Raw genomic sequence first — 22,952 nt, forward strand, 5'->3', positions numbered from 1 at the left:
GGAATTGGCGAGACCAACATAAGCAAGTCAATCAGGCAGCCTGATTGACCGCCCCGCGGTTCTCACCGCATGCTTACTGATGGTCGCACGGAGCCGTCTCTTCTTCTTTAGACTTGCGGTGTCGCCAACATCGGCGCCATCGTGTTCATGCACGGACGTTGCAGGAGCGAGGCTGCCGCTTGCGAACGAGCTCACGGATTTGGATCTACTCCCCCCTCGTAGAAAGCTCGAGCGGCGCGACCAGCGATTTGCCGGATCAAGTCTCGAGCAATCACATTCGACGGTCCCATCGCAATGGCTGCGCGCGTCGCGGAAGGAACGCTCATCGGCCCGCGGTAATAACTAAATCACTCACCTTGTCGAAGATGTTGTTGGGCATCATGAGCGCCCCTCGACCGGCTCTATTGCCTGAGATCAATGGTCTCAGAGACTCGTGGAATGCGCGAGTCCAAAGCACACTGTTTTTGGTAGCGTTTGGATAATCAGTTTTTCTAATTTCTCATCGGGCGCGCCATTTGTTACGGCGCGATCAAGAACATCACAGACGCCCGACGAAAGCGTACAACTTGGTCGTTGAGATCGCGAGTGAGGCCGGTTTCTCTCGTGTTCTTCGAATAGACAACGTCCCGTTCTGATGAGCCGGGTTCACGGCCTGCCATCGCATTGCCGTTAAATGCTTTCTGAGAGCACGTTGGGCCGTGTCGCGCGAGATCGTTTCTATCGTTCACTTGGATCACTTTACGATCTGTTTGTTGGAAGACTGTTCTAATGCTTGCGAACACGCGTTACAGCGTGAGCCGGTCGCAGCATTTCAGCAGAAGATGGCTCTGGTCATCGATGAAGCGGTAGGGTTCTACCATTCCAGAATCAGGTAGGCTGCACGACGAAGATACTGGGCTATGCGCGCCTAGCACTCCTGCCAACGCGCAAACGGCAAGGATGGGGTAGACGTCTGAAGTAACCTACCACGACAGAGCGGGCCCGAAACCGCTCAGGCGCGATTCCTCCTCCATCATTTGATTCGGGATTGCTGCATTCTGCGCCCGCCGTGGCATTCCGCCATCAATGCGTGTCGGCATTCGTCTGCAGCGGCGCCGTCGGACAATGTGAACGACGTGGTAGCCGTTGTCGTGCAGGTACCGTAGGAAGGCGGGCATCATCGCGGCGGTATGTGCCTTGGCGTCGTGAAACAGAATGATCCCCTTCCCCTCGGCATTCAGCCGGCTGGTGATGAGCTTCAGCTCCTGGTCTGGCGTCATTTCCTCCCAGTCGCTGGCCCACAGGTCAGCTCCGAACACGACGATGCCCCGAGACTGGAGTAGCTCGAGCGTCTTAGGGCTCGAGTCGAAATAGGGGAAGCGGAAGAACGGCGTCGAGGGCGCCATCGTCGATACGCCATGGAGCGCCGTTTCGTCGGCCGCAATCCCACGCTCAATGTCCTCTTTTGCCTTCTCGAAGCTGATCTTCGACGCCATCGAATGCGACCAAGTGTGGTGCGCCATGGTGTGGCCTTGCGCAGCGGCGCGCCGCACGAGCTCGGGAAATTGGGCCGACGACTTGCCGACCAGGAAGAACGTGGCTCGGACGCACTCCTGCGCGAGCGCCGACAGCACCTCTTCTGTGTACGGCGGCTGGGGCCCGTCGTCGAAGGTCAGCGCAACTTCGTGGTCGGCCAAGGGCAGCGTCTGGGCAAAGCTCTTCAGTCCGACCCGCGGATAAGTCTTGGCGCCAACGACGAGCACGCGCGAGGTCCCGAGCGCGTCCTTACGCGGGCAGTCGGCCGCGCCCGCAGCCGTGACGCCGGCAAGCACCGCCGTCGCGGCGCTCACGAGCAGCAAGGTCCATCCGTGCAGACATCTGCCATCAAGGTCGTGTCCGGACGGGTGTCTGGTTGCGGCCTTAAACAAGATAGTCCTGCCGTCCTGGCTGGAGTTGCACCATGCCGATCGCTTCAGCCACCTCGTTTTCCATTCCGGACTAGCTGATCCGTCGCAGTGGACCTGTGCTCAGATCGGCCTACTTCGCTCCCGAGCGCATCAGATTGTCTGCAGCCAGATCATTTGCTGCGTCGTCCAATTGGAATTGATTTAGCAGACCATTGTACTTTGCCGGCCTCCAAAAACTTCGCCTCGTCCAATGGCCACGCTCGCCTCTACACAGTAGCCATATGGCGATATTGATTAATGCAATGGCGCGGCACTGACGCCGGAATTCCGCGTTCCGATGCCGTTTGTCGGCGGATTTCACCCACGACTGTCGGCTTGGGCCGACGGCGCTCCAGCGATCGACAATTACAGCGACTGACCGGCAATAAGCTCAGCATCGGTGCCTCGTCTAGATAGCTCACCAGGATCTTCAGAACTGTGATCTGGAAATTCAACTGAGTGCCAACATCATGTTGTCTAGGCCTACCTCCACATGGTCGGCCTTTCGGAAAGGGCCTCGCGGCCGATCTGTTTGAGGCGGTCGGGCGTCGTCTCACCTCTGATGGCGGCTTCCAGATTCTTCGAGGCGACGTAAGTGCGGGCGCCGGTATCATACGGGGAAAGGCTCTCGCAGACCTCGTCGAGGATCGCGCGCAGAAGCGCGGTGGTAGCGGCATCCAACATTTGGAGATCTCCCCCATCCCTAGTGAGGAAGATAATGCACATTTCGCGTTTCGCGGTTCAAGTGTGTTTGATCGGGTAAGAAATCTGCGACTGCCGCGCCCCGCCACAGAGCGGTCTCCACCTTCTCTTTCTGCTTCTCGGCTTGTGTCGGTGTTCGATTGGGGCTGTCCAGCGATCGCGCTTACGTTTCGATGGACTTTACCGCATGGATGACGCGCTTGTGCTGGTCGGCGAAATCGCCGCGGTCACCATCTTCATTGCCTGAGATGGGCGGCTAATACGTCTGTCATACCGTTCCGCCAGGTCCAGCAGTCTCTTTCTGATGAAGGGGTCTGCCTTGTCCGCTAGATCGCGAATAATCCGAGCCCGGTCTCTCAAAAACTGTTCGTCCACGAAAACACCCATTCACTGCAAACTTCAGTATTCTGAGACTATTCAGTCGTTTAGTTGTGAGTCGCGCTAAGGAGTCGGCAACGACAGTATCACGTTGTCGATCAGACGTGTCGAGCCGACATAAGCTGCGGCGCATAGTGCAGCGGTACGCCGCAGAGGACTCTCGGCGGGCCTGAGCGTATCAGCGTCGACAAGCTCAAGGTACTGCAGTCGATCGACCGTATTCAACCGCTCCTTTGCGATTGCAATCAGCTGCTCCACGTCGCGCTCTCCTGAGCGGAACTTATCCGCTGCGGCGAACAGCCCACGGCTGATGGCAAGACCGCGCCGACGTTCTGCCTCGCTTAGATAGCGGTTGCGACTGCTCATCGCGAGCCCGTCCGGTTCCCGGACGGTTTGTACGGTGACGATCTTAATTGGAAGGTTGAGGTCAATTGCCATGCGGCGCACCACCGCGCATTGCTGAAAATCCTTTTGTCCAAAAAACGCGACATCCGGCTGCACCATGTTGAATAGCTTGCCAACGACAGTCGCCAGCCCACGAAAATGCCCAGGCCTGAAAGCTCCGCACATTGGTTTTGCGAGCTCGCCCGGTTCGACGAAGGTCTCAAATTGAGCCGGATAGATCTTCTGTATATCCGGCGCAAAGACGATCGCAACGCCGGCATCGCGACACAGCTCTTGATCGCGCAGGAAGTCGCGCGGATAAGTACTGAGATCCTCATTTGGCCCGAACTGAGTGGGGTTGACGAAAATGCTTAACTACGGTGACGTCGCATTGCGTCCGGCTGGCCTCGACCAGCGCCAGATGGCCGTCGCGTAGATAGCCCATCGTTGGCACAAGTCCGACGCGTTTATCGGCTCTGCGAGCGCGCGATGAAGCTCTGCGACCGTCGTGATCGTTTGCATGTTGTGCTTCACATCAGGTTGGATTGGAGGGCATCCAGTTCGCGACCGTGTCGCGAAGGCCTTCAGGAAGCCGATAGGACTCTTGCGGTGTCGGGAATGCACCGTTGCGAACATCGGCAGCCCAACGCGACAGGGCCTCCTGCAACAACTGGAAACCATTGGCATAGGTGCGAACAAATTTGGGGCGATGACCTTCAGTCAATCCCAGCACATCGTGAAAGACGAGCACTTGGCCTGAGCAGCCAGGACCCGCACCGATTCCAATGGTCGGTATCCTCAGGCATTCGGTCGCTCGCGCCGCGAGCTCACCCGGAATACCCTCCAGGACGAGAGCGAAACAGCCGGCCTCCTGTAGACGGTGGGCGTCATCGAGCAGGCGCAAGGCGTCATCGGCCTTCCGGCCCTGCACCTTGAACCCACCCATGACATTGACGCTCTGCGGAGTCAGGCCGAGATGGCCCATCACAGGAATTTCGCAATCGATCAGGGCGCGCACTATTTCGATACGCTTGGCCCCCCCCTCGAGTTTGACAGCGTCGGCGCCACGCTGCAGGAAGCCTCCAGCATTACGAATCGTCTCCGCTGGACTGAGATGGAAGCTAAGAAAGGGCATATCGGCCACGAGCAAGGCACGACGCTTTGTGCGTACAACGGCTTCGAGGTGATGGTTCATCATCGCCATGCTGACTGGCAATGTATTATCAAATCCAAGACAGACGTTTCCAACGCTATCCCCGACAAGGACGACATCCACGATCGGATCGGCGATGCGTGCTGTAACCGCGTCGTAAGCGGTGGTCATTGCGATACGACGCCCCTCCTCCTTCCATCGCTGCAGGACTGGAATCGTGACGCGTTCAACAGGCGGCTCTGAAATTCGGCTCATCTTAGATCCCCGATCCGCCCCCGCATGCCTAGAGTCGGCGCTTCCTTGGGAAAACGAGAGAAAGCTGTCAATGGGGAGGAGGAAAAAAGGAATTTACCTCTCCAGGATCAGAGACAGACGCATCAAAACGTCCAATGATCGCGCGATCATCGAATAACAACTTCTCGGCCGTTCTTCCTCATGCGGAGCGGCCTTAGGTCACGCTGAGACACACCGCACGACCCGGTTCAGCTTAAGCCGAGGAAGGTCCCTTAGCCGCAGACGGTTCGCCGGCACGCGCCGCCGTGATGATCGATGACATCGAGGCCTCCCCAACCTAAACCAGCACGAAGCGCACTCAGCAAAGCTGCGAGCCCAAGGGGGACGAGATCTTTTCGTGTCGGAATCAGGATCGGCGCGCTGTAAGGTACGGGAAGGCGATGTCTGTTAAGTGGCAGCGTCGATAACAATCGTAGTTGCAATATCCTCTCCGCGTTACCACCTCTCGCACGTAACCCGGACCTAAGGACTGAGAACATCGGTGCAGGTTCTGTCGCCGCGCGGCGTCCTTTGAGTCACGAGTATAGTGGTAGGCCATGTATTAAGCCGCTCGCAACCAGCGAAACCATTATGGCCGGACTCCCGCCGCGGCTTGAAGCGGTCGACGCACTTCTTTTAGCCAAGGGCCGTTCGCCAGCAGTATTAACGGATCAACCCGAACCTTTCCACCGCATATCGCGCAGCACCTTACTGAACCCCGGTGCGAACTGTGAGAGCTATTGCGCATTCCTCGCCTCCCGTCGGCATTAGGTGGATCGCCCCCTTTTCTTCGCTGCAGCACCATGCCCGCACGTGAATGCGACGCTGGCGATGCCTAGTCTCGCGGCATGTAAGGACACGGGCGCAAGAGTTTGAGCTCTGAATTGCGCCTCCTTGGTGAAGCGGTACGCTCCATCGTCGTGCTTCGCCGGCCAAGTCTTAACCATTGACTGTAACGATATTTCGATCTTGGTTAATGTAACGAATCGCGCGTTGACACTCAAATCTAACGCGCGGGTAGCTTTCCTCGACGGAATTCAACTTGCGCCGATGTGCTGCAGCAACTCGTCTGGAGTTATCAGAACCACCCTGTTTGCCTTTACGCGGTCAGGGTGGTAATCTAAAACCCGACGTCCGAACCTCGGATTCCCCCTCGCTGAACGCGCCAAGACCACCTTAAGCTAGCGCATCGGCGGCATCTGTGATGCCGAGGTAGATTTCATCAAGATCTGCCCCTGTGACGCAATATGGTGGTATTACATAGATCGTATTGCCGAGCGGGCGCAGCAGCAGATTTCGGTCTTTGAAGAAAGCCTGAAGCTTCGGACCGACGCCCGCGAGATAGCCTGCATCCTTCGTTTTCAGATCGAGTGCTGTAATCGTGCCGGTCCGCCGGACGTTTGCAAACCGCGGGTCGGCGCGGAATGGCTCAATTGCCTGCTCTTGCATCGTGGCAACCGACGCCACGCGTTGGCGAGATTCCGGATCTTGCCAGAGATCCAGGTTGGCCTTTGCGGCGGCGCAGGCTACTGGATTTGCCGTCTATGAACTCGAATGAAAGAACGTACGCGTCCGATCTTTCGAATAGTGCGCGTTGAAAATATCCGCGCGACATAGTGTCACCGCGAGTGGAAGCGCCCCTCCCGTGAGCCCCTTCGAATAGCAGGCGATATCGGGGGTGACATTAGCTTGCTCGCAGGCGAATAGTGTCCCGGTGCGGCCCCAGACCGTCATGACCTCGTCGGCAATGAACAGGACGTCCGAGGCCTCGCCGATACGCCTCATCTCTCTTAGCGCCCAGGCTGGGTACATCAGCATCCCGCCCGCCCCAATATGAGAGGCTCCACAACAAAAGCTGCCGGAACTTCGTTGCGACATACAGACTCGAGCGCATCGAGCGTCGCCTGTTCATGACCTCTCGCCGGGAACGGGATTGACGTAACGTCGAATAGCAGGGGCCTGTACGCCGCGTTGAACACACCACGGGCGCCAACCGACATCGCCCCTATCGTATCGCCATGGTATGAATGTCGCATCACGACGATGCACGTCCGCTCTTCCCGATGTTGTGCCATAGCCGAGCGCCATCTTTAACGCGACTTGCACACTGGTCGAGCCACTGTCAGAAAAGAAGACATGCTCAAGTCCACGGGGCGCAACTTTCAAAAGCAGTGCTGCAACCTCCTCAGCTGGTTCGTGGGTGTGGCCTGCGAAGATGATCTGGTTGAGCTTGCCTGCCTGTTTCTGGATGGCGCTCACGATATGTGGATGGCAATGGCCGTGGTCACCACCCACCAAGATGATATAGCATCGATAATTCGACGACCATCAGCGGTGTGGAGATAGGCGCCATCTCCACGTATAACTTTTGTCATCTCCTCTCGGTGAGCGTGTTGTGTGAACCGATGCCAGATCGGCGACTTCGGCTTCATCCTCATTGCTTGAATTGATCGGCACGGAACGAGCTTTTAAAGGCGGCCTGCAGCGTGTCTGCTGCGAGGGGACATAGCCAGGGCAATCGCCCTAACCAACGCGCCCGCCCAATCTCCCGAATTGCGATCTGGGTCTCAGCATTTGGTTCCCCAATGAAGGCAATGCCAAGAATAGGGATCTGGCGCTTTCGCAGAGCCTCTATCGACAGCAGCGAATGATTGATGGTGCCCAGTGCCGTGCTCGCGCAAAGCACGACCGGAAGCCGCCATCGCTCGAAGACATCAATGTAGAGTGTATCGCCCCTCAGCGGGACCATCAAGCCGCCAGCGCCCTCAATCACTAACGGTCGATCCCCGGTGTCCGGCACATCGAGCAAATCTGGCTCAATGCAAATTCCGTCAAGTTCAGCGGAATGATGGGGCGAAACGGGCGTTTGAAGGCGATAACGCTCCGGCACGATGCGATCGGACGAGAGATTGCCCAGTCGCGCGACGAGCTCGGCATCAGTCTCTCCTTCGAGGCCGGCCTGAATCGGTTTCCAATAGTTCGCGCCGAGGAGATCGGCGAGTCCCGCGGAAAACACCGTCTTCCCGATTCCGGTATCTGTGCCTGTGACCACGATCTGCTGCCTCATCGCGTTTCACCTCTGGTCTCCTCGAACAGAGCATCGAGCATTGCACGCACGTCATCCTCCCCAACGTTGAGCGTCAGTGAAATTCGCAAACGCGCCGTGTCCGCCCGGCACGGTTGGCGGCCGGATTCCTCGGATATCGAACCCGCGAGCCTGCAGTCTTGACGCGAGCCGCATCGCTCGTGCGTTGTCGCCAACGATATACGGCACAATCTGCGAGGCCGAAGGACGTCGCCAACCGCGCAAACCCATTTCCATGCGTGAATGCGACCAGCTTGGCCAGACGCTGCTGCCGCTCAGGTTCATGTCGCAGGATGAAGAGTGCCTCCCGCACGGCGACAGCCATCAGCGGTGAGGGGGTGGTGGCGAAGATAAATGGACGGCAGCGATTGACCATAAAGTCGCGTAGCACGCCGGAGGCAGTGACAAGTGCACCTGCCGCACCGAGCGCTTTGCCGCAGGTATGAATGACCAGGAGATTGTCGCGTCCCTCATAGGGCGCGGTGAGCCCTCGTCCCCGCTCTCCGTAAACGCCTGTGGCATGAGCCTCATCCACAATCAGGAACGCGTCGTACCGGTCCGCGATCGCGACCAGGCCTTCGAGCGGGGCGAAATCGCCATCCATGCTGTAGTGACTTTCGGCCACGATCCAGACGCGACCCGTTCCGCCCTCGGCCCGCCAGTCACGAATTGTGTCCTCGACCGACTGGGCGTCGTTATGGTCGCTTATCTGAAACTCGGCCCGGCCAGCTCGCGCGCCTTCATAAATACTTGCGTGCACCAGAGAATCGAGAACAAGCAAATCGCTCCGCTGTGGCAGCGTTGTTAGGACAGCAAAATTTGCGATATACCCGCCACCAAAGAAAAGCGCCGTCTCCGCCCCAAAGAACTGAGCCGCTTCTGCTTCGAGAGTTTCGTGTTCGTCGCAATTGCCGCGCAGAAGCCGCGACCCGCCGGCTCCGATCGGTGTGCCGGCTTCTAGCGCGGCGTAAACAGCCTTTTTCATGCGCGGCGCGCTCGCCAGCGCCAGATAATCGTTCGATGCGAAGTCGATCCCTGCGCGCGGCTCGAGGCCACGCAGTCGGTTGTCTTCCTTCAGGGCATGCAAGGCAGCGACATAGTCGCCAACTTTGACCCCGTGGATGGAATTCATTCTTCACTCGCACAGTAGCGGTAGATCTCGGGAAACATTTGATCGCTGCGAAGAACACAAGCTTCAGCATCGGGTTCTTGGCTTTCAACCTGATAGTATGCGATTTTCTCGGTCAACCACCACAACGCAGGGTCTGAAGATTTTCGCTTCCGCTTCGTCAAAGGACGCATATGCAACGATAATAATTTTGTCTCCGGGCATCGCGAGTCGCGCAGCCGCACCGCTCAAATCTATGGTGCCCGATCCGCGGGGCGCTTCCATAACATAAGTGGCGAACCGCGATCCCGTTTCGATGTTGTGAATCTCGACGCGTTCGTTGATAAGGAATCCTGCCGCGTCCAGCAGCGCACGATCAATCGAAATCGAGCTTTCATAGTGCAGATCGGCTTCGGTCACCGAGGCGCGATGGATTTTGCCTTTCATCAACGTAATCTGCATTTCTCACCTAAACTGGAATTTGCGCACGGCGTGCTCGTTGGTCTGTTTCACTCAGGTAAGCCCGGACGTGATGCCGAGCCGGTTCAGCAGACTCGCGTCACGGTCTTGCCGCGGATTTTTGGTGGTCAAAAGCACATCGCCGATAAAGATCGAACTCGCGCCGGCCAAAAAGCACAGCGCCTGCAATTCATCGGTCATATACTGCCGTCCAGCGGACAACCGCACCACGCTCTTCGGCATCATGATTCGGGCGGTCGCAACCAGGCGCACCAGCGCGATCGGATCGGGACGCTCCGCGGCTTCATTGACCGGCACGCCCTTGACCTCGTTCCACAGGTTGACCGGCACGCTTTCTGGATGCTTACGGAGATTGGCGAGCAGCACGAGCATGCCGAGCCGGTCCTCGAGGAGCTCGCCCAAACCGACAATGCCTCCGCAGCAGACCTTGATGCCGGCCTCGCGCACACGGGCAAGTGTCGCGATGCGATCCTGCAAGGTGCGGGTGGTGATGATCTTGCCGTAGAACGCCGGCGACGTGTCGACGTTGTGGTTGTAGAACTCTAGCCCGGCCTCGGAGAGCCGTGCAGCCTGCTTCGGCGTCAGCATGCCGAGTGTGACGCAGGTTTCCATGCCAAGATCTTTGACCGCGCTGACCATGTCACAGACCTGATCGAGATCGCGGTCCCTTTGGACTGCGCCAGGCTGCGGCCATGCAGAAGCGGCTCGCGCCGGCGTCCATGGCGGCTTGCGCGGTGACGACGACGTCGGCGCGATCCATCAAGCGGGTCGCGTTCAGGCCGGTGTCGTAAATGCGCGCTCTGCGAGCAATAGCCGCAGTCTTCCGGACAGCCACCCGTCTTGATGCTGAGCAGGCTTGCTGTTTCGACGTGGCTTGGATCGAAGTTCTTGCGATGAACGCTCTGCGCCTGAAACATCAGGTCGGCAAACCGCAGGCCATAGAGTGCTTGGGCCTCGGCGCGCTGCCAGTCATGGCGGACCGGCGCGCTGTTGCCCCTGTCTTTCCGTTCCACTCAAGTCTCGCCTTCTTATAATAGATAATCTGCACGATTATCTACTCTGTGGCCACCCGTTCCCGCGTTTTGCCTCTTCGACGTGCAACATAATCGTATGCCGACGCCCAAAGACCGCGAAAGTCTGAACGAATTGCAGAAATTCTGCGAAACTAGTGAGCCTTATGCCGCTCTTCACGGCGGGGCAATGATAGATAATCTATGATGACTGACGAGAACACGACGATTGCGGTGCGCATTGCGGAGTCAATCGGTGAGCGCATCATCAGCGGCGCGCTGCAGCCAGACGCCCCACTCCGGCAGGACCATGTCGCGCGGGAATTCAATTCCAGCCACGTCCCGGTGCGCGAGGCTTTTCGGCAACTGGAGGCCCAACATCTTGTCGTCGCTGTGCCCCATCGCGGTGTGCGGGTTTCCCCGCTCGACACTATTTCAGTGAAGGAGCTCGCGGAAATGCGTGCTGCGCTCGAAGTGGTCGCGTTGCGCAATGCAGCTCTAAAACTCACATCCGCCCATTTGGCACGGATCGAGCTCGCCTGGTTGAAGCAGACAATGCCCAGACCATTCAGGAGTGAGACGGCGAACCGCGGCTTTCACCACGCGCTGGTGGCGCCCCGCTCGATGCCGCGCCTGCTCGCGAGCCTTGGCGGACTACAACTTGCAAATTCACGATTGGTGTTCGCGATGGCGCGAAGCGTCGGCTGACGACCACGGTCCAGCGAGGGTCACCCGCATGATTCTGCAGGCACTGCGAGCGCGCAAGGTCGATCAAGCCTGTAACCTGCTCGCACGCCACATTCAAACGATTGAGCGCCTTGCCCTTCCCTCTTCCCGAGCAGAAATAAGATCTGATGAGATTCGTTGAAAACCGCGGACCGTCGCAAGGGCGTCAAACCACAGAGCGCCTTGCCGAACGACATAGCAGGCGGCTATAGCGTTGCGCGCCTCGATCCAAAGGTAGTTATGCGACCTACTTCCGATATCACAAAGGGCTATCCATGATTCGTCACATCGTCTTGTTCACCTCAAAGGATGAGGCCCATATCGACCAAATTATCGAAGGCCTGTCGGTACTCACCACAATCCCACATGCACGCCGGCTCGAGGTTGCTCGCAATCGCAAGACCGACCAGCTCGGCAACGATGTCGACGTTGTGGTCTATAGTGAGTTCGACAACGAGACGGAACTCGCAGCTTACAAGGCGCATGATCTGTACCAGGAGTCGATAAGGAGAGTACGACCACTTAGAGAACTCCGTTTCGCAGCTGACTACAACGTATCCTCAGACGCGCGGTGCGCGTCAACTCGCAAGCCATAAGGACGACTCCGCACACCACGTGCACAGGTCAGGGTCAAACTGGCAACCGATCTCAGGACGTCGTAGGTCGTTCGCCTGGGCGAGGATCACAACGAAGGCGAGCCTCACAACAGGTCCGCCGTCGAGAACTGGCAGCCCGATGCACTTCCGCGAACAAATTGGATCGAGCCCACCAGCGCGATGCGGTGCCTGGCGCGTCGAGCACACCTAACGTTCCTTGATAGCGCGGCGAGGCATGAATCACTAGATATTTGGGCTCCAACCCATTCATCACTTATATGGTCAAGGACGGACAGGCGAGTTGCACGGAGGGGCACCAACTAAGCTGTTCAAGCCCGTTCTAAAGCGTTCGCAACCGTCCGCGCCGTGACCGACACCCCCGGAAATAGGCCATTCCGCGTACATCGGTGTTCGTGACCGTTTGTTCTCATCCGATCGCAGCCGCCCGGTTTGTTGGTATTTTTGTTGGTATCGTGTTGGTATCGAGAGAACAAACGTTCACGACGACTTTCGCTATTCCGGACGCAGGAATTGAGCAGATGGCCCGCAAGAACGATGGCGCGTGCGCCAACCTAAAACTGATCAGGACCGACGTCGACTGCCACGGCGCCCGACCAAAATACGATAAGGGCGCGTGGAGCCCCGCCACGATTTCCGATGTGACCGGCGGCGGTCTCTACCTCTTCGTCACGCCGGACCAGAGCAGGCCCGGCAACGCTGCCTCCAAGCTCTGGCGGATGGCTATCGCATCCACAGCCGTAAGAAAACCTACTCCATCGGCCCTTACGGCAACGGCAAGGATGGCAAGTTCTCGCTCGCCGACGCGCGGCGCGAGCGCGACAAGGCCAAAGACCTGCTCAAGGAAGGAAAGACCCGAGCACCGAGAAGCAGCTCGACAAGCACAGGCTGGCGGCCGCCCGGCCTTTCGAGCAATTGGCCGATGAGTGGCTCGCGAAGAAGAAGGTGGAGAAGGTCAAACGCGGCAGGATCGACCACTGGCTCGATCCCAAGAAGGTGATGTTGATCAAGGGAAGCGCGCAGGAGGGCGTGCGGGTGGGGTCTGAAGCGGATTGCGCGGCAGCTGGGGTGCAGCCATCACGCGGTGAATGACTACTTGGTGGCGGGCGGGGTGAAGGCGTTCAAGTCGCCTGAGCGCCCGAAGCGGCTCGACGGTCACGCTGGCCGCCCCTTGTCGCCTTGAACTGACGATTTACGTGATCCAGCGGGCATGGCGCGGCCTTGTCGCTGATCGTGGTCGTGGCCGGGTTTGCCGCGGATGTAGGCCACCGCGCCTTTTCCCTAATTCACTTGCGTAGACTGTCCGGACCCTGACGCCTTGCAACCGACACTCCGATCTTTTGTATCGCATCGGCCAACGCTACGCTGGCGTTGCGAACAGTCAGCGAAACTTCGCGCGCCCGCGGCTCAAATACAAGGATGGCCAGCGCCACAGCTGCCGCTGCTTCCGGCAGGTTTGAATGGCGTGAATTAACGAGAACGTCTGAGATTTCACGGGCCAATTCGGCATAATTCGCAGTGTCCGACAGATTATCGCTGGACGCCGCGCTAGCCAAATCAATCGACATCTCCAAGTCTACTTCGAGGAACTGCAAAGCCACTCCGCCAGGCGGACCGATTTGCGCATGCCCCCCCAGACCCCGCAGAAATATCTTGTCTACCTCGAGAGACAACTCGGCACACCTGTCCACTGCCTGGGCCGCGCACTGTCTTGTGGGTCGTCGACATTACTAGGAACGGCGATGGATGCACCACTCCTTCGACAAGACCGGCGGAACGGGCCATGTCTGCCATAAGTTACGCCCCTGCGTTCCCATTTCGCAAAGTCCAGAGCGCGAAAGCGCAGCCTGTGCTCGTGCGCAAGCCACTCCAGCCCGTCCATGACTTAGCATTCAGCCAGATTGACAGCGAGACCTCCGAGCGAGGTCTCCTTGTACTTCGATTGCATATCTCTGCCTGTCTCTCGCATCGTTGCGATCACCTTATCGAGAGACACCACGTGTTTCCCGTCTCCCTGAAGAGCGAGAGAGGCAGCACTGATTGCCTTTATCGCGCCAAACGCGTTACGCTCGATACAGGGAATCTGAACGAGCCCACCGATGGGATCACACGTCATCCCGAGGTGGTGCTCCATGCCGATCTCAGCGGCATTCTCAATCTGCTCGTTTGTCCCCCCCAAGACCGCAGCCAGCCCGGCAGCAGCCATCGAACAGGCGACACCTACCTCTCCCTGGCACCCCACCTCGGCGCCAGAGATCGACGCATTCATCTTGAAAAGCGCCCCAATGGCAGAAGCCGTTAATAGAAACCTGCGCAGTCCGTCGGGGTCTGCTTCATCGCAGTGATCGCGGAAATAGCGAAGAGTTGCAGGAATTATGCCGGCGGCACCATTCGTCGGCGCCGTAACTACACGGCTCCCGGCAGCGTTCTCCTCATTGACCGCGATCGCGTAGAGGCTAACCCAGTCCATCATGGCATGCTGAGCCCGATTGTTCGAACTGGAGGCTTCCCGAAGTCGTCGATGTAGCGAGGGTGCTCGCCTCCGCACTTCGAGCCCGCCAGGAAGGTTGCCATCAGTGGCCATGCCGCGATCGATGCACGACATCATGACTTGAATTATCTGATCGAGCTTGGCTTCCACTTCTTCGCGAGGCAGTCGCGATAGTTCGTTCGCCATCACCATGTCTGCGATAGAGATACGCGCTGAAGCAGCCATCGCGAGAAGATCGCGCCCCGATCTGAATGGATATGGCACCTCGTCCTCGGAGTGCCCCAAGGGCTTCCCGATATCGTCTTCCAAGACAACGAAACCACCACCTATAGAGCACCATCGCTCGTGATGAAGCGGTTGCCTATCCGCATTCACCACCGTTAATGCCAGGGTATTGGGATGATGAACTGCCGGAGTGACGCCATCGAATACGACATCGGATTCCAACTCAAAGGCGATTGAATGACTTCCACCAAGACGTAGCGTTCGCTCCGATCGTGCTGTAGCTACAATCCTGTCGGCCTCGTCGGGGTCCACCGTTTCCGGAAGCTCGCCAGCGAGGCCGAGTATGACCGCCTTGTCGGTACCGTGTCCCTTGCCTGTCCAGGCAAGCGAACCGTACAGGTCGACTCTGACGCGAGCAACTCGCGACAGTAGTCCGGCAAGCCCCACGCGTTGGACAAAATGCGCCGCTGCCTTCATGGGGCCGACCGTATGGGAGGACGATGGTCCGATACCGACTTTGAAGAGCTCGAAAATTCCGATCATCGATTTTGCTCGATCACGTCGGGTGATCGGACGAGACTTTCTGGCAAGCTTCGTCCAGAGGACTCCAGACACAGGTTGAAAACGAGCGCCACACTGGCCTTGAAAAACATCTTGCTCCGGCCGGGCGCGAAGGGTGGGCGACACCGCATGTCCTTCCTGCCGCATAGATCGCTTCTCATACGCGCGTCCGTATCCCATCGGCATGTTTGCTTCGAACCCGAGTTCTCCCGTATACGACACGGAACAACGGCGTCGGGATTTCGCAAATTGGCCCCTTACGGACACTCATCTCTGGCAAAGCGACCGGCGGCATGTCGGGATTTTGCACTATGGCCTCTCGAACCTGCAGGCGTTCGAAGCTTGGACGGCGTTTAGGGCTGATCTCTGGGTGGTTGAGGTCATTCGTCTGCAGAAGGTCCTCCACGAATGCGAATGACACGAGCAACTCCGGCTGCTGCGATTGTTACGTGAAAGCGGGTCAGTAGACATTCCTCGACAACGCCGTCGTCCACAACGAAACCATCCCCAAACGAGGTCTGCCACCCAACTCGTGTGAGCTCAACTTCAGGCGACAACCCAGCCATTCCTGTAAGCCAACAGTAATGCGGTCTGAAGGCGAAGTTCGCTGATTTCGGACCAAACAATTCCGCAATTCTGCGTTCGATTGTCAGGATGCGCAGCTTATCGCCCGGCGAAGCTGTCGAGACAATTCGTGCGAGTGCGATCGTTCAAAGCTACCAATCAGGCGCAGAATTTCGAGGAAATGGGGGCGCGCCAAAGTGAGGCGACCGCAAACTAGAGGACACAAACGCTGGGCAACCGTTGCGTTTGGGTTCCTTGCCGGAAGCACACTTCGCGCTTCAATCGCGCGAGTGGGATGACATTGCATGCCTTGCACCAAGCTCGATCCGAAGATAACTATGTGCCCACTACCGATAGCACAATTTACGGCCATACATGATTCGTCACATCGACCAGATTGTCGAAGGCCTAGGCTCACCGCAATTCCACATGCAAGCCGGACAGAGGTCGCCCGCAACTGCAAGACGGACCAGCTCGGGACCGATATTGATGTCGTGGTCTATGGTGAGTTCGACAACGAGACGGAGCTCGCAGCTTACAGGGCGCATGATCTCTACCGGGAAGCGACTTAGGCGAGTACGACTACTCAGAAAACGTTTCGCGGCTGATTACAACGTATCGTCTGACGCGCGGTGCGCGTTGACTCTCAAGTCATAACGGCGACTGCGCGCACCACGTGCACAAGTAAGGGTCAAACTGGCAATGGATCTCAGGACCTCTTGGGTCTTTCGCCTGGGCGAGGATCTCAAACAGCGCGCCTCTCAACACCACGCCCGCCGTCGCTAACTGGCAGCCCGATGCACGTCCGCGAACTACAGTGGATCGAGCCCGTCAGCGCGATGCGGCGCCTGGCGCGTCGAGCGCACCTTACGTTCTTCGATAGCGCCGCGAGGCATGAATCACTTGGACGCTACTCATTTTTGGCCTGCGACCCATTCATCACTTATGTGGTCAAGGATGGCCAGGCGAGTTGCAATGAATGGGCTCTCGATCGCGATCCATGGGGAGCCCTCCGCACCCTGCTCGCGAGCTTTCCGCAAGAGCATCGCCCCGATCTCCCTCCCTTCCAGGGAGGCGCGGCCGGGTTCTTTGGCTATGATCTGAACAGGACATTGGAGCGGTTGCCGGCACCTACAATCCTTGGTCAAAGTCTGCCGCAGGCCATCCTCAATCTATATGACGTGGTCGTCAGTTTCGATCATCGTGACGACAGATGCTGGATCGTTTCTACCGGATGGCCGGAGCGTGATCCTGCGCGGCGGGGCGAGCGCGCACGCCGCCGAGCGGATGAGTTTGCAGCGCTGCTTGCCGGTCCAGAGGCACCGCTGAGTAACTCCCTCAGCATATTGGGCACATGGCATTCGAGCTTCAGCCGTGAAAGTTACACTGCGGCCGTACAGCGTGTTATCGATTTGATTCTGGCTGGGGATGTCTTCCAGGCGAATATTGCGCAGCGTTTCAGCGCTAGGCTTGCCGATTCGTTCGATCCCATCGCCTTCTACTGCCGGCTACGATCATTAAATCCCGCTCCCTTTGCCGCTTTGCTACGCTACGGCAAGCTGACCATTGCGTCGAGTTCGCCGGAGCGGTTTCTGAAGCTTGACGCACAACAGGTCGAAACGCGCCCCATCAAGGGCACGATTGCGCGATCCGCCGATTTCAGGGAAGACCAGCGTCGCGCTCAGTTCCTTCTGGCGTCCGAAAAGGATCGCGCTGAAAACACGATGATCGTCGATCTTTTGCGTAGTGATCTATCACGTGTTTGCACTGCGGAATCGGTTGAACTTTCAGCGTTGTGCGAACTCGAAACGTATGCCTCGGTGCACCACCTCGTGTCCGTCGTTACGGGCGAGATTGCCTCAGACCAAGACGCCGTATCCCTCCTTCGAGCTTGCTTTCCCGGCGGCTCCATTACCGGGGCACCGAAGGTCCGAGCGATGCAAATCATCACAGAAATCGAAGGTGTGGCACGAAACGTTTACTGCGGGGCAATCGGCTTCATCGGCTTCAACGGACACATGGACACAAATATAGCGATCCGCACTGTTACGATCGATGACGGACTCGCCGCGTTTCACGCTGGTAGCGGCATAACTGCAATGTCGAAACCAGAGGCAGAATACGAGGAGACTCTCGCCAAAGCGCAGCGGATCTTTGACGCATTTCATGCTGATTCTTTCGGTGTATCTTGATCGTTATCATCGATAACTACGACTCATTCGTCTTCAACATTGCACGCTATTTCCGCAAGCTGGGTGAAGCGACGGAGGTAATTCGGAACGACATGATCAGCGTCAGCGATCTTGCTGGCCTTAAGCCGGACGCAGTTGTTATCTCCCCCGGCCCGGGCACGCCGATGGAAGCCGGAATATCTACTTCCGTGGTTCGTGAGCTTTCCGGCCGCGTCCCAATTCTCGGCATCTGCCTCGGACACCAGTGTATCGGGACCGTCTTTGGCGGACGCGTGACACGTGCACGTCGCCCTATGCACGGCCGGTCCTCGTACGTAACACATGACGGACGCGGCCTGTTCAAAGAACTTCCCTCGCCATTGCGCGTAGGGCGCTATCATTCCCTTATTGTAGAGCTCGATGAGTTACGCGCGCCACATCTTGCTGTGACGGGCCGCTCGGGCGAAGGCGAGATCATGGCCGTCGCACATCATCATCACCCAACTTATGGCGTTCAGTTCCATCCGGAGTCGATATTGACGCAGGAAGGTTATGCGCTGCTCAGGAACTTCCTGCGAGCCGGGTAGGCTTCCTAAGTAGTGGATCTGGCACGCGGGAGGACGTCTTGCAGCTACGAGAATCCAAAGCATAGGGTCGCTACATCATTGGGGACGGCCAAGGCGCCAATCGATGACGCCTTGACGTTCGTCCGCCAACTGAATCGACGTCCGCGCGGGCAATGGCAAGGTCGCTATGGCTTGCGGCCCCTAGAGTTATCAATGCCGCATGCGCGGACGTGAGACGACACGAGGTCAAGGGAGGTTCGACCGGTGCTGACAGCTACGTCGCCCGTGATTGAGGCCGGTGCCGGTGCAATGGATGCCCGATTATACGTGACGCCGTTCAGCCGTCGCGTCCCAATCGTGTTGCCTGGCTCCTGATCAAAAGAGAACGCGAGCGTACTTATTGGTGACGTCCAACCAGGCGGAAGCTCGACGCTCAACCTGCACAGCGGACGTATCCACTGATATGATCAAAAAGGGATGCATCGATCACTCTCGACGATCACACATCCGCGCCATGCCCTCCTCGTCGCCGGAATGCGTAGATCGGATTCAGCCCACAATAGGATAAGGTACCGGATGCGGTTGCCATGCACTGGTCATAGGTCGAGAACTGGCAATTGCCCGGATATCCCCAGGTGCGTCCCTGCAGGCAACAAACGTCCTGCCGAGGCGGTGGGAGGAAAGAACGACCGCGCGGAGCGGCGGTCGAAGGCGATCCAAAGCCTACGAGCATGGGAAGTGCAAGCACACCGACGAAGAAAAGGTTGCGCATGATCTAGCCTCGTTAAGCCTTGGGAGGATAGAAAATCTAGAACTGACGTTTTGATCCTCGTCAATAGCAAAACGTTTCGTAATCCGTTCCGCCGATCGCATTCCGAACTATTCAAGCGCCGGGCGCTGTGAGTTTGGAGCAGCATTCCTGCTAATTCTAGAATGGATTGCATTTTTCAAGCGTGAGGAGCGTGCGTGGGGCGGAAATCCTATGGCGAGGGAGCCTAAGCCCTCTCGCACTGGCGCAATAAGCCGGTTTCGGGACGGCCGCAGAACGGCGCGCTTAGCAACAAGCTAAAGTGGAACATCGGCCATCAGGTACCTCGCGAGCGCGCATCGCTTGACATGAGCAACTTGAGGGAGCCCGGTAGGGCTCACGAAGATTCAGTGAGCTTGAGCTCTCATTTCGTGATCGGCCTGATTCGGCGCAGCAGTAACTCAGCATACTCTTCACGCTCGCGCATAAAGCGCACTTGCTGTTCTTTGAAGCTCTCGACCCGCTTCCTGATCTCATCTCGTTCGCTGCCGCCATAGTCGGGCAGAGTGAGGTCACTCGGGTCGACGACTTTCTTCGACTCGGGCCTGGGCAGCTCGATCTGCACCTTCAGCGATTTGGTGAAGGCTAACGTTTCGGCGACGAGCGCGTCGAGTTCCTTCTTCCAATGATGCATAAATGCCCCCGCGGCACCGCCTGTTGGCCAGCCTGATCCTATCTGCTTATCCCTGAAAAAGGCCGCCGACAACGTCGCCGGCGGCCCTTCGGGTTCAAAATGCCTATCCTGAATGAATGCAGTCCAGCCCCGGCGACAACCATTCCAATCTGAAAGGGCGTCATTTCCCAGTTTTACGTTTCAGAAAGCTTAACGCGGCTCTTGCGGACCTCATTCAACTCGGCGAAATATCGACTGTCTGTCCCCGCGTGGCTGCAATTCCCGGTGCGGGCACAGGGTCGGTACCCCGAAAAGAATTGAGTCAGGCTCTGTAAGCCGTCGTTGGCGCAGGACGAAGTTGCCCGCTGGCACCTATTCGCGATGAGTGGGCTCGGTGCCTCCAGAATGAGTTGCCCCACTCCATCGAACTCTGGACGGTCCCTCTAGTCTCCGCATTCCCGCCACTACGGGATGAGGAGCAGCGCGCCGCACTTCAAATAGCCGAGCATCTGCTGGGATGTCGGGCGGCGCGGGCGCTCGGGAATAGCCGACACCGCCGCGATCCGGCGCGATTTTCAGCATAAGCGTAGTGTCCCGGCGCTGAACGTAAGGTAAGAAGAAAGCGACTCGGCTCGTGCTTCAGCAATTTTAAGCCGCTGTATCAGCCGAGCACATGATCTAAGTTGAAACGTTTATGCAGTCAGCTTCGATGCGGGATACCACGTGCGGGAAATGTTCGCAAATAGCAGCAAAGGGCCACTCTGCAGGCGCGCATGCACCGTGAAGATGAAACTCGGACGAACCCTGCTGGAGCGATGCAAAACACTACCCGCAGGGTTGGCGTGTTCTGCTAAGTGGAGATGAGCTAAGGCCTGATGTCAACGCTGGCAATTTAGTGTTGCTCTGACAGCCATCCTGCAGACGAGCCGCGCACCACCAGCCGCGGATCGGCGGCCGGGCCTGTAGCTCAATGGTTAGAGCCGGCCGCTCATAACGGTCTGGTTCCTGGTTCGACTCCAGGCAGGCCCACCAGTTTCGCTTGTTGTTGGTGGTGGTGGCGGCTGGTGCGAGCTCTCGATACGACTCCCAACAGAATCATAAAGCGGCTCGAAAGCGATAGCGGACCTCTCCTGCTGTTGAGGACACGCCGAGCAATGCTTGAAGTGAGCGCACAAGCACAGTCGCCAACGCGCGGTCGTTCTCGTCCTGAGCTGTCCGTCCGTATCGACTCACAGAGTCTCGTGCGCCCCAAGCCGGTCACTTGGCACGCTTCATCGATCATACAGGTCAATCTCTGGGAATGGTATTTTCTTGGGCTGGCAGACTCCGAAGGTCAAAGCCGCTCTTGTGGCAGTTGACCGCCGTTTCCCTGTCCCTGATTTCGTCGCAAAAAGCTCCACCTTTCACGCCCGTCGGGGATGAGGGTTGGTCGTGCAGGCCGAAAGGTCAATGCGAGCGCATGGACACAGCCGCGTAGGGCAGCGCGCGGCGGCTGGGCTTCGAAAACATTCGGATATCAGCTTCGGCGCGGAACCTTTCTATCGAATTTGGTCCGCCGTTCATTTGTGGCGAATCGGCAGTGAAACCACCACAGTGAAATGCATAAAGGCCCCCCGGGGAGAAGGCAGGTCACAAGGCAGTACCCGCTCATTTCTTTGCTAAATCTTTCGAGATCAGCATGGGTCGGTTCACCGGCGCCATCGGCTCGGCCCCTGAGCGGACCTCTTTGCGAAACGCACCGCTTGCGACGAAACTGGCATCGTGGGAGGCGAATCTTGTAGCTGGTTCAAACCACGGATGCGAGCCACTGCAACGACTGCTCGTTATGGTGGGCAGCAATTCGTACACTCAGCAACGCGTTAGCGGCAACAGGACATTCGGCCAAGTCCAAGCCTCTCAGCGGTGGCCATGCACGTTGCTTGACAGCGTAGACCGGGTTCATTCCGCAATAGGCGTTTGTCCCTGGGCTGGCCATACATTTACCAGAGGTAGAACTGGTAGTGCCCGGATAGCCCCGATCTGCCCCTGCAAGTAGAATAGGTCCTGTCGGGCCGGCGGGACGTATCCCGAATGATTCCGCGGAGCCGCGGTCGAACTCAGCCCTGCCCCAACGAGGACGACGAAGGTGAGCACAACAATAAAGTGACGGCGGCGCATAAGACATCTGCTCCCTTCACCTGCTGAAGGACAGGAGATGATGCGATGTTTTATCTCGGTCAAAGTTTCTGGGTCTGCGGCCCCTTCACCATGCCGGGCGGCGACCGATATGGCACTTTCACATAGCTCACGAAGCCGCAATCCTGCAGGACTGTCCGGAAGATCGCACGAAAGCAACGTGCTGTCTCTCTACTGTAGTGAGAGCTAATGGATTGTTGTGAGGCCACGCACCTTTGCGCTTGTGTTCTGTGCCGGCGCATATTTCCGTTCTGGGTCATACGTTCCGACATTGCCGTAGGCATCCCGACACTTCCCTAACCGACCGCTTTAGTCAGATCCTGCCACCCTGCGGGCCATGGCTGCTAGATTTGGAATGACGGATTGATAAAACCTGAACGGGGTGGAGTTCTTAGAACCATCTTATCGTGCGGCGGCGATTTCGGTACTAGGCTGCTACACAGTGACAAGCCACCTTTTCACTTAACCGCGCACTAATGTCACGAGGGCTTGCGACGTTAAACGCCACTCCCATTCTTCCCAAGAAGAGGTTCACAATGGTCAATCGCATGCAGTTCTACATCGACGGCGCCTGGGTCGATCCTGCCGTCAAGAAGTCCACCGCCGTGGTCAACCCGGCGACGGAAGAGGCGATGTACGAGGTTGCGCTGGGCTCCAAGGCCGACGTTGATAAAGCCGTCGCCGCCGCCAAGCGGGCGTTCGTGACGTTCTCCCAGACCAGCCGTGACGAGCGCGTTGCGCTGCTGGCGAAAGTCATCGAGATCTACAAGGGCCGTCTCAAGGAGATCGGGGCCGCCGTCTCCGACGAGATGGGCGCGCCGCTACCGATGGCCGAAAAGCTCCAGGCCGGCGCCGGCCTTGGTCACCTCATGACCACGCTCGACGTGCTCAAGAACTATCATTTCGAGGAACCGGTCGGCACCGCCATGGTGCTGCGCGA

Annotated in this window: 16 protein-coding genes, 1 tRNA gene and 6 pseudogenes; 9 read left to right on the forward strand and 14 right to left on the reverse strand. The window is 58.0% G+C overall.

What is annotated here, in order from left to right:
• Nucleotides 1-1,062: 1,062 nt before the first annotated feature.
• From AC0L3U_RS37175 to bioB, 9 genes and pseudogenes are all read right to left on the reverse strand, one after another.
• Nucleotides 1,063-1,835: pseudogene (locus tag AC0L3U_RS37175) on the reverse strand (polysaccharide deacetylase family protein).
• A gap of 573 nt (nucleotides 1,836-2,408) precedes the next feature.
• A complete protein-coding gene (locus AC0L3U_RS37180; protein ID WP_259219476.1) occupies nucleotides 2,409-2,609 on the reverse strand; it encodes a hypothetical protein in 201 nt (66 codons plus the stop codon).
• 459 nt (nucleotides 2,610-3,068) lie between these two features.
• Nucleotides 3,069-3,834 (reverse strand): annotated as a pseudogene (panC, locus tag AC0L3U_RS37185) (pantoate--beta-alanine ligase).
• 90 nt (nucleotides 3,835-3,924) lie between these two features.
• On the reverse strand, nucleotides 3,925-4,797 hold the full coding sequence (gene panB, locus AC0L3U_RS37190; protein WP_259219473.1) for a 3-methyl-2-oxobutanoate hydroxymethyltransferase: 873 nt from the start codon (nucleotides 4,795-4,797) through the stop codon (nucleotides 3,925-3,927).
• A gap of 1,194 nt (nucleotides 4,798-5,991) precedes the next feature.
• A pseudogene (locus AC0L3U_RS37195) lies at nucleotides 5,992-7,253 on the reverse strand (adenosylmethionine--8-amino-7-oxononanoate transaminase).
• On the reverse strand, nucleotides 7,250-7,882 hold the full coding sequence (bioD, locus tag AC0L3U_RS37200) for a dethiobiotin synthase (protein WP_259219471.1): 633 nt from the start codon (nucleotides 7,880-7,882) through the stop codon (nucleotides 7,250-7,252). The pseudogene AC0L3U_RS37195 and the gene bioD overlap by 4 nt, the downstream one beginning before the upstream one ends.
• Nucleotides 7,879-9,032: pseudogene (locus AC0L3U_RS37205) on the reverse strand (8-amino-7-oxononanoate synthase). The gene bioD and the pseudogene AC0L3U_RS37205 overlap by 4 nt, the downstream one beginning before the upstream one ends.
• Nucleotides 9,033-9,116: 84 nt before the next feature.
• A complete protein-coding gene (gene panD, locus AC0L3U_RS37210) occupies nucleotides 9,117-9,470 on the reverse strand; it encodes an aspartate 1-decarboxylase (RefSeq protein WP_259219469.1) in 354 nt (117 codons plus the stop codon).
• A gap of 51 nt (nucleotides 9,471-9,521) precedes the next feature.
• A pseudogene (gene bioB / locus AC0L3U_RS37215) lies at nucleotides 9,522-10,501 on the reverse strand (biotin synthase BioB).
• Between the two features lie 201 nt (nucleotides 10,502-10,702).
• On the opposite strand from bioB, the gene AC0L3U_RS37220 reads away from it, so the two are divergent.
• The 4 genes from AC0L3U_RS37220 to AC0L3U_RS37235 all read left to right on the forward strand — a co-directional run bounded on the left by AC0L3U_RS37220 (nucleotide 10,703) and on the right by AC0L3U_RS37235 (nucleotide 12,930).
• Complete coding sequence (locus tag AC0L3U_RS37220) at nucleotides 10,703-11,206, forward strand: GntR family transcriptional regulator (protein WP_374762399.1); 504 nt, start codon at nucleotides 10,703-10,705, stop codon at nucleotides 11,204-11,206.
• 293 nt (nucleotides 11,207-11,499) lie between these two features.
• Nucleotides 11,500-11,820, forward strand: a complete 321-nt coding sequence (locus tag AC0L3U_RS37225) for a Dabb family protein (RefSeq protein WP_259219467.1) — start codon at nucleotides 11,500-11,502, stop codon at nucleotides 11,818-11,820.
• A gap of 407 nt (nucleotides 11,821-12,227) precedes the next feature.
• The gene (locus AC0L3U_RS37230; RefSeq protein WP_259219464.1) at nucleotides 12,228-12,764 is read left to right on the forward strand and encodes a hypothetical protein; all 537 of its coding nucleotides are present in this window, start codon (nucleotides 12,228-12,230) and stop codon (nucleotides 12,762-12,764) included.
• Nucleotides 12,754-12,930, forward strand: coding sequence for a hypothetical protein (locus tag AC0L3U_RS37235; protein ID WP_259265536.1), 177 nt, complete (start codon nucleotides 12,754-12,756; stop codon nucleotides 12,928-12,930). Before AC0L3U_RS37230 ends, AC0L3U_RS37235 begins: the two co-directional genes overlap by 11 nt.
• 194 nt (nucleotides 12,931-13,124) lie before the next feature.
• On the opposite strand, the gene AC0L3U_RS37240 is transcribed toward AC0L3U_RS37235, so the two are convergent.
• From AC0L3U_RS37240 to AC0L3U_RS37250, 3 genes are all read right to left on the reverse strand, one after another.
• Nucleotides 13,125-13,511, reverse strand: a complete 387-nt coding sequence (locus tag AC0L3U_RS37240) for a dihydroneopterin aldolase (RefSeq protein ID WP_374762400.1) — start codon at nucleotides 13,509-13,511, stop codon at nucleotides 13,125-13,127.
• On the reverse strand, nucleotides 13,396-13,632 hold the full coding sequence (locus AC0L3U_RS37245; RefSeq protein WP_374762401.1) for a hypothetical protein: 237 nt from the start codon (nucleotides 13,630-13,632) through the stop codon (nucleotides 13,396-13,398). Before AC0L3U_RS37245 ends, AC0L3U_RS37240 begins: the two co-directional genes overlap by 116 nt.
• 91 nt (nucleotides 13,633-13,723) lie before the next feature.
• A complete protein-coding gene (locus AC0L3U_RS37250; RefSeq protein WP_259219461.1) occupies nucleotides 13,724-15,097 on the reverse strand; it encodes an L-serine ammonia-lyase in 1,374 nt (457 codons plus the stop codon).
• Nucleotides 15,098-16,054: 957 nt separating this feature from the next.
• Between AC0L3U_RS37250 and AC0L3U_RS37255 the strand changes: the two are divergent.
• From AC0L3U_RS37255 to AC0L3U_RS37265, 3 genes and pseudogenes are all read left to right on the forward strand, one after another.
• Nucleotides 16,055-16,336 (forward strand): annotated as a pseudogene (locus tag AC0L3U_RS37255) (Dabb family protein).
• Nucleotides 16,337-16,476: 140 nt separating this feature from the next.
• Nucleotides 16,477-17,871, forward strand: coding sequence for an aminodeoxychorismate synthase component I (pabB, locus tag AC0L3U_RS37260; RefSeq protein ID WP_259219460.1), 1,395 nt, complete (start codon nucleotides 16,477-16,479; stop codon nucleotides 17,869-17,871).
• Nucleotides 17,868-18,437, forward strand: a complete 570-nt coding sequence (locus tag AC0L3U_RS37265) for an anthranilate synthase component II (RefSeq protein WP_259219459.1) — start codon at nucleotides 17,868-17,870, stop codon at nucleotides 18,435-18,437. The genes pabB and AC0L3U_RS37265 overlap by 4 nt, the downstream gene beginning before the upstream one ends.
• Nucleotides 18,438-18,915: 478 nt before the next feature.
• Here the strand turns inward: AC0L3U_RS37265 and AC0L3U_RS37270 are convergent, their stop codons facing one another.
• The gene (locus AC0L3U_RS37270) at nucleotides 18,916-19,188 is read right to left on the reverse strand and encodes a DUF3551 domain-containing protein (RefSeq protein WP_259219458.1); all 273 of its coding nucleotides are present in this window, start codon (nucleotides 19,186-19,188) and stop codon (nucleotides 18,916-18,918) included.
• Between the two features lie 400 nt (nucleotides 19,189-19,588).
• Nucleotides 19,589-19,858, reverse strand: a complete 270-nt coding sequence (locus AC0L3U_RS37275) for a hypothetical protein (protein WP_259219457.1) — start codon at nucleotides 19,856-19,858, stop codon at nucleotides 19,589-19,591.
• A gap of 935 nt (nucleotides 19,859-20,793) precedes the next feature.
• On the opposite strand from AC0L3U_RS37275, the gene AC0L3U_RS37280 reads away from it, so the two are divergent.
• Nucleotides 20,794-20,869: transfer RNA gene (locus AC0L3U_RS37280), tRNA-Ile, on the forward strand.
• 1,679 nt (nucleotides 20,870-22,548) lie between these two features.
• The coding region (locus AC0L3U_RS37285; RefSeq protein WP_473283734.1) for an aldehyde dehydrogenase family protein at nucleotides 22,549-22,952 on the forward strand (404 nt) is incomplete at its 3' end.

The organism is Bradyrhizobium sp. Kon69 (assembly GCF_055807515.1).

Coding starts and splice junctions, on each gene's coding strand:
- AC0L3U_RS37225 (WP_259219467.1), top strand. CDS start 11,500: ATGATTCGTCACATCGTCTTGTTCACCTCAAAGGATGAGGCCCATATC.
- AC0L3U_RS37275 (WP_259219457.1), bottom strand. CDS start 19,858: ATGCATCATTGGAAGAAGGAACTCGACGCGCTCGTCGCCGAAACGTTA.
- bioD (WP_259219471.1), bottom strand. CDS start 7,882: ATGAGGCAGCAGATCGTGGTCACAGGCACAGATACCGGAATCGGGAAG.
- panD (WP_259219469.1), bottom strand. CDS start 9,470: ATGCAGATTACGTTGATGAAAGGCAAAATCCATCGCGCCTCGGTGACC.
- AC0L3U_RS37245 (WP_374762401.1), bottom strand. CDS start 13,632: ATGGCAGACATGGCCCGTTCCGCCGGTCTTGTCGAAGGAGTGGTGCAT.
- AC0L3U_RS37270 (WP_259219458.1), bottom strand. CDS start 19,188: ATGCGCAACCTTTTCTTCGTCGGTGTGCTTGCACTTCCCATGCTCGTA.
- AC0L3U_RS37250 (WP_259219461.1), bottom strand. CDS start 15,097: ATGATCGGAATTTTCGAGCTCTTCAAAGTCGGTATCGGACCATCGTCC.
- AC0L3U_RS37220 (WP_374762399.1), top strand. CDS start 10,703: ATGATGACTGACGAGAACACGACGATTGCGGTGCGCATTGCGGAGTCA.
- pabB (WP_259219460.1), top strand. CDS start 16,477: ATGCACGTCCGCGAACTACAGTGGATCGAGCCCGTCAGCGCGATGCGG.
- AC0L3U_RS37180 (WP_259219476.1), bottom strand. CDS start 2,609: ATGTTGGATGCCGCTACCACCGCGCTTCTGCGCGCGATCCTCGACGAG.
- panB (WP_259219473.1), bottom strand. CDS start 4,797: ATGAGCCGAATTTCAGAGCCGCCTGTTGAACGCGTCACGATTCCAGTC.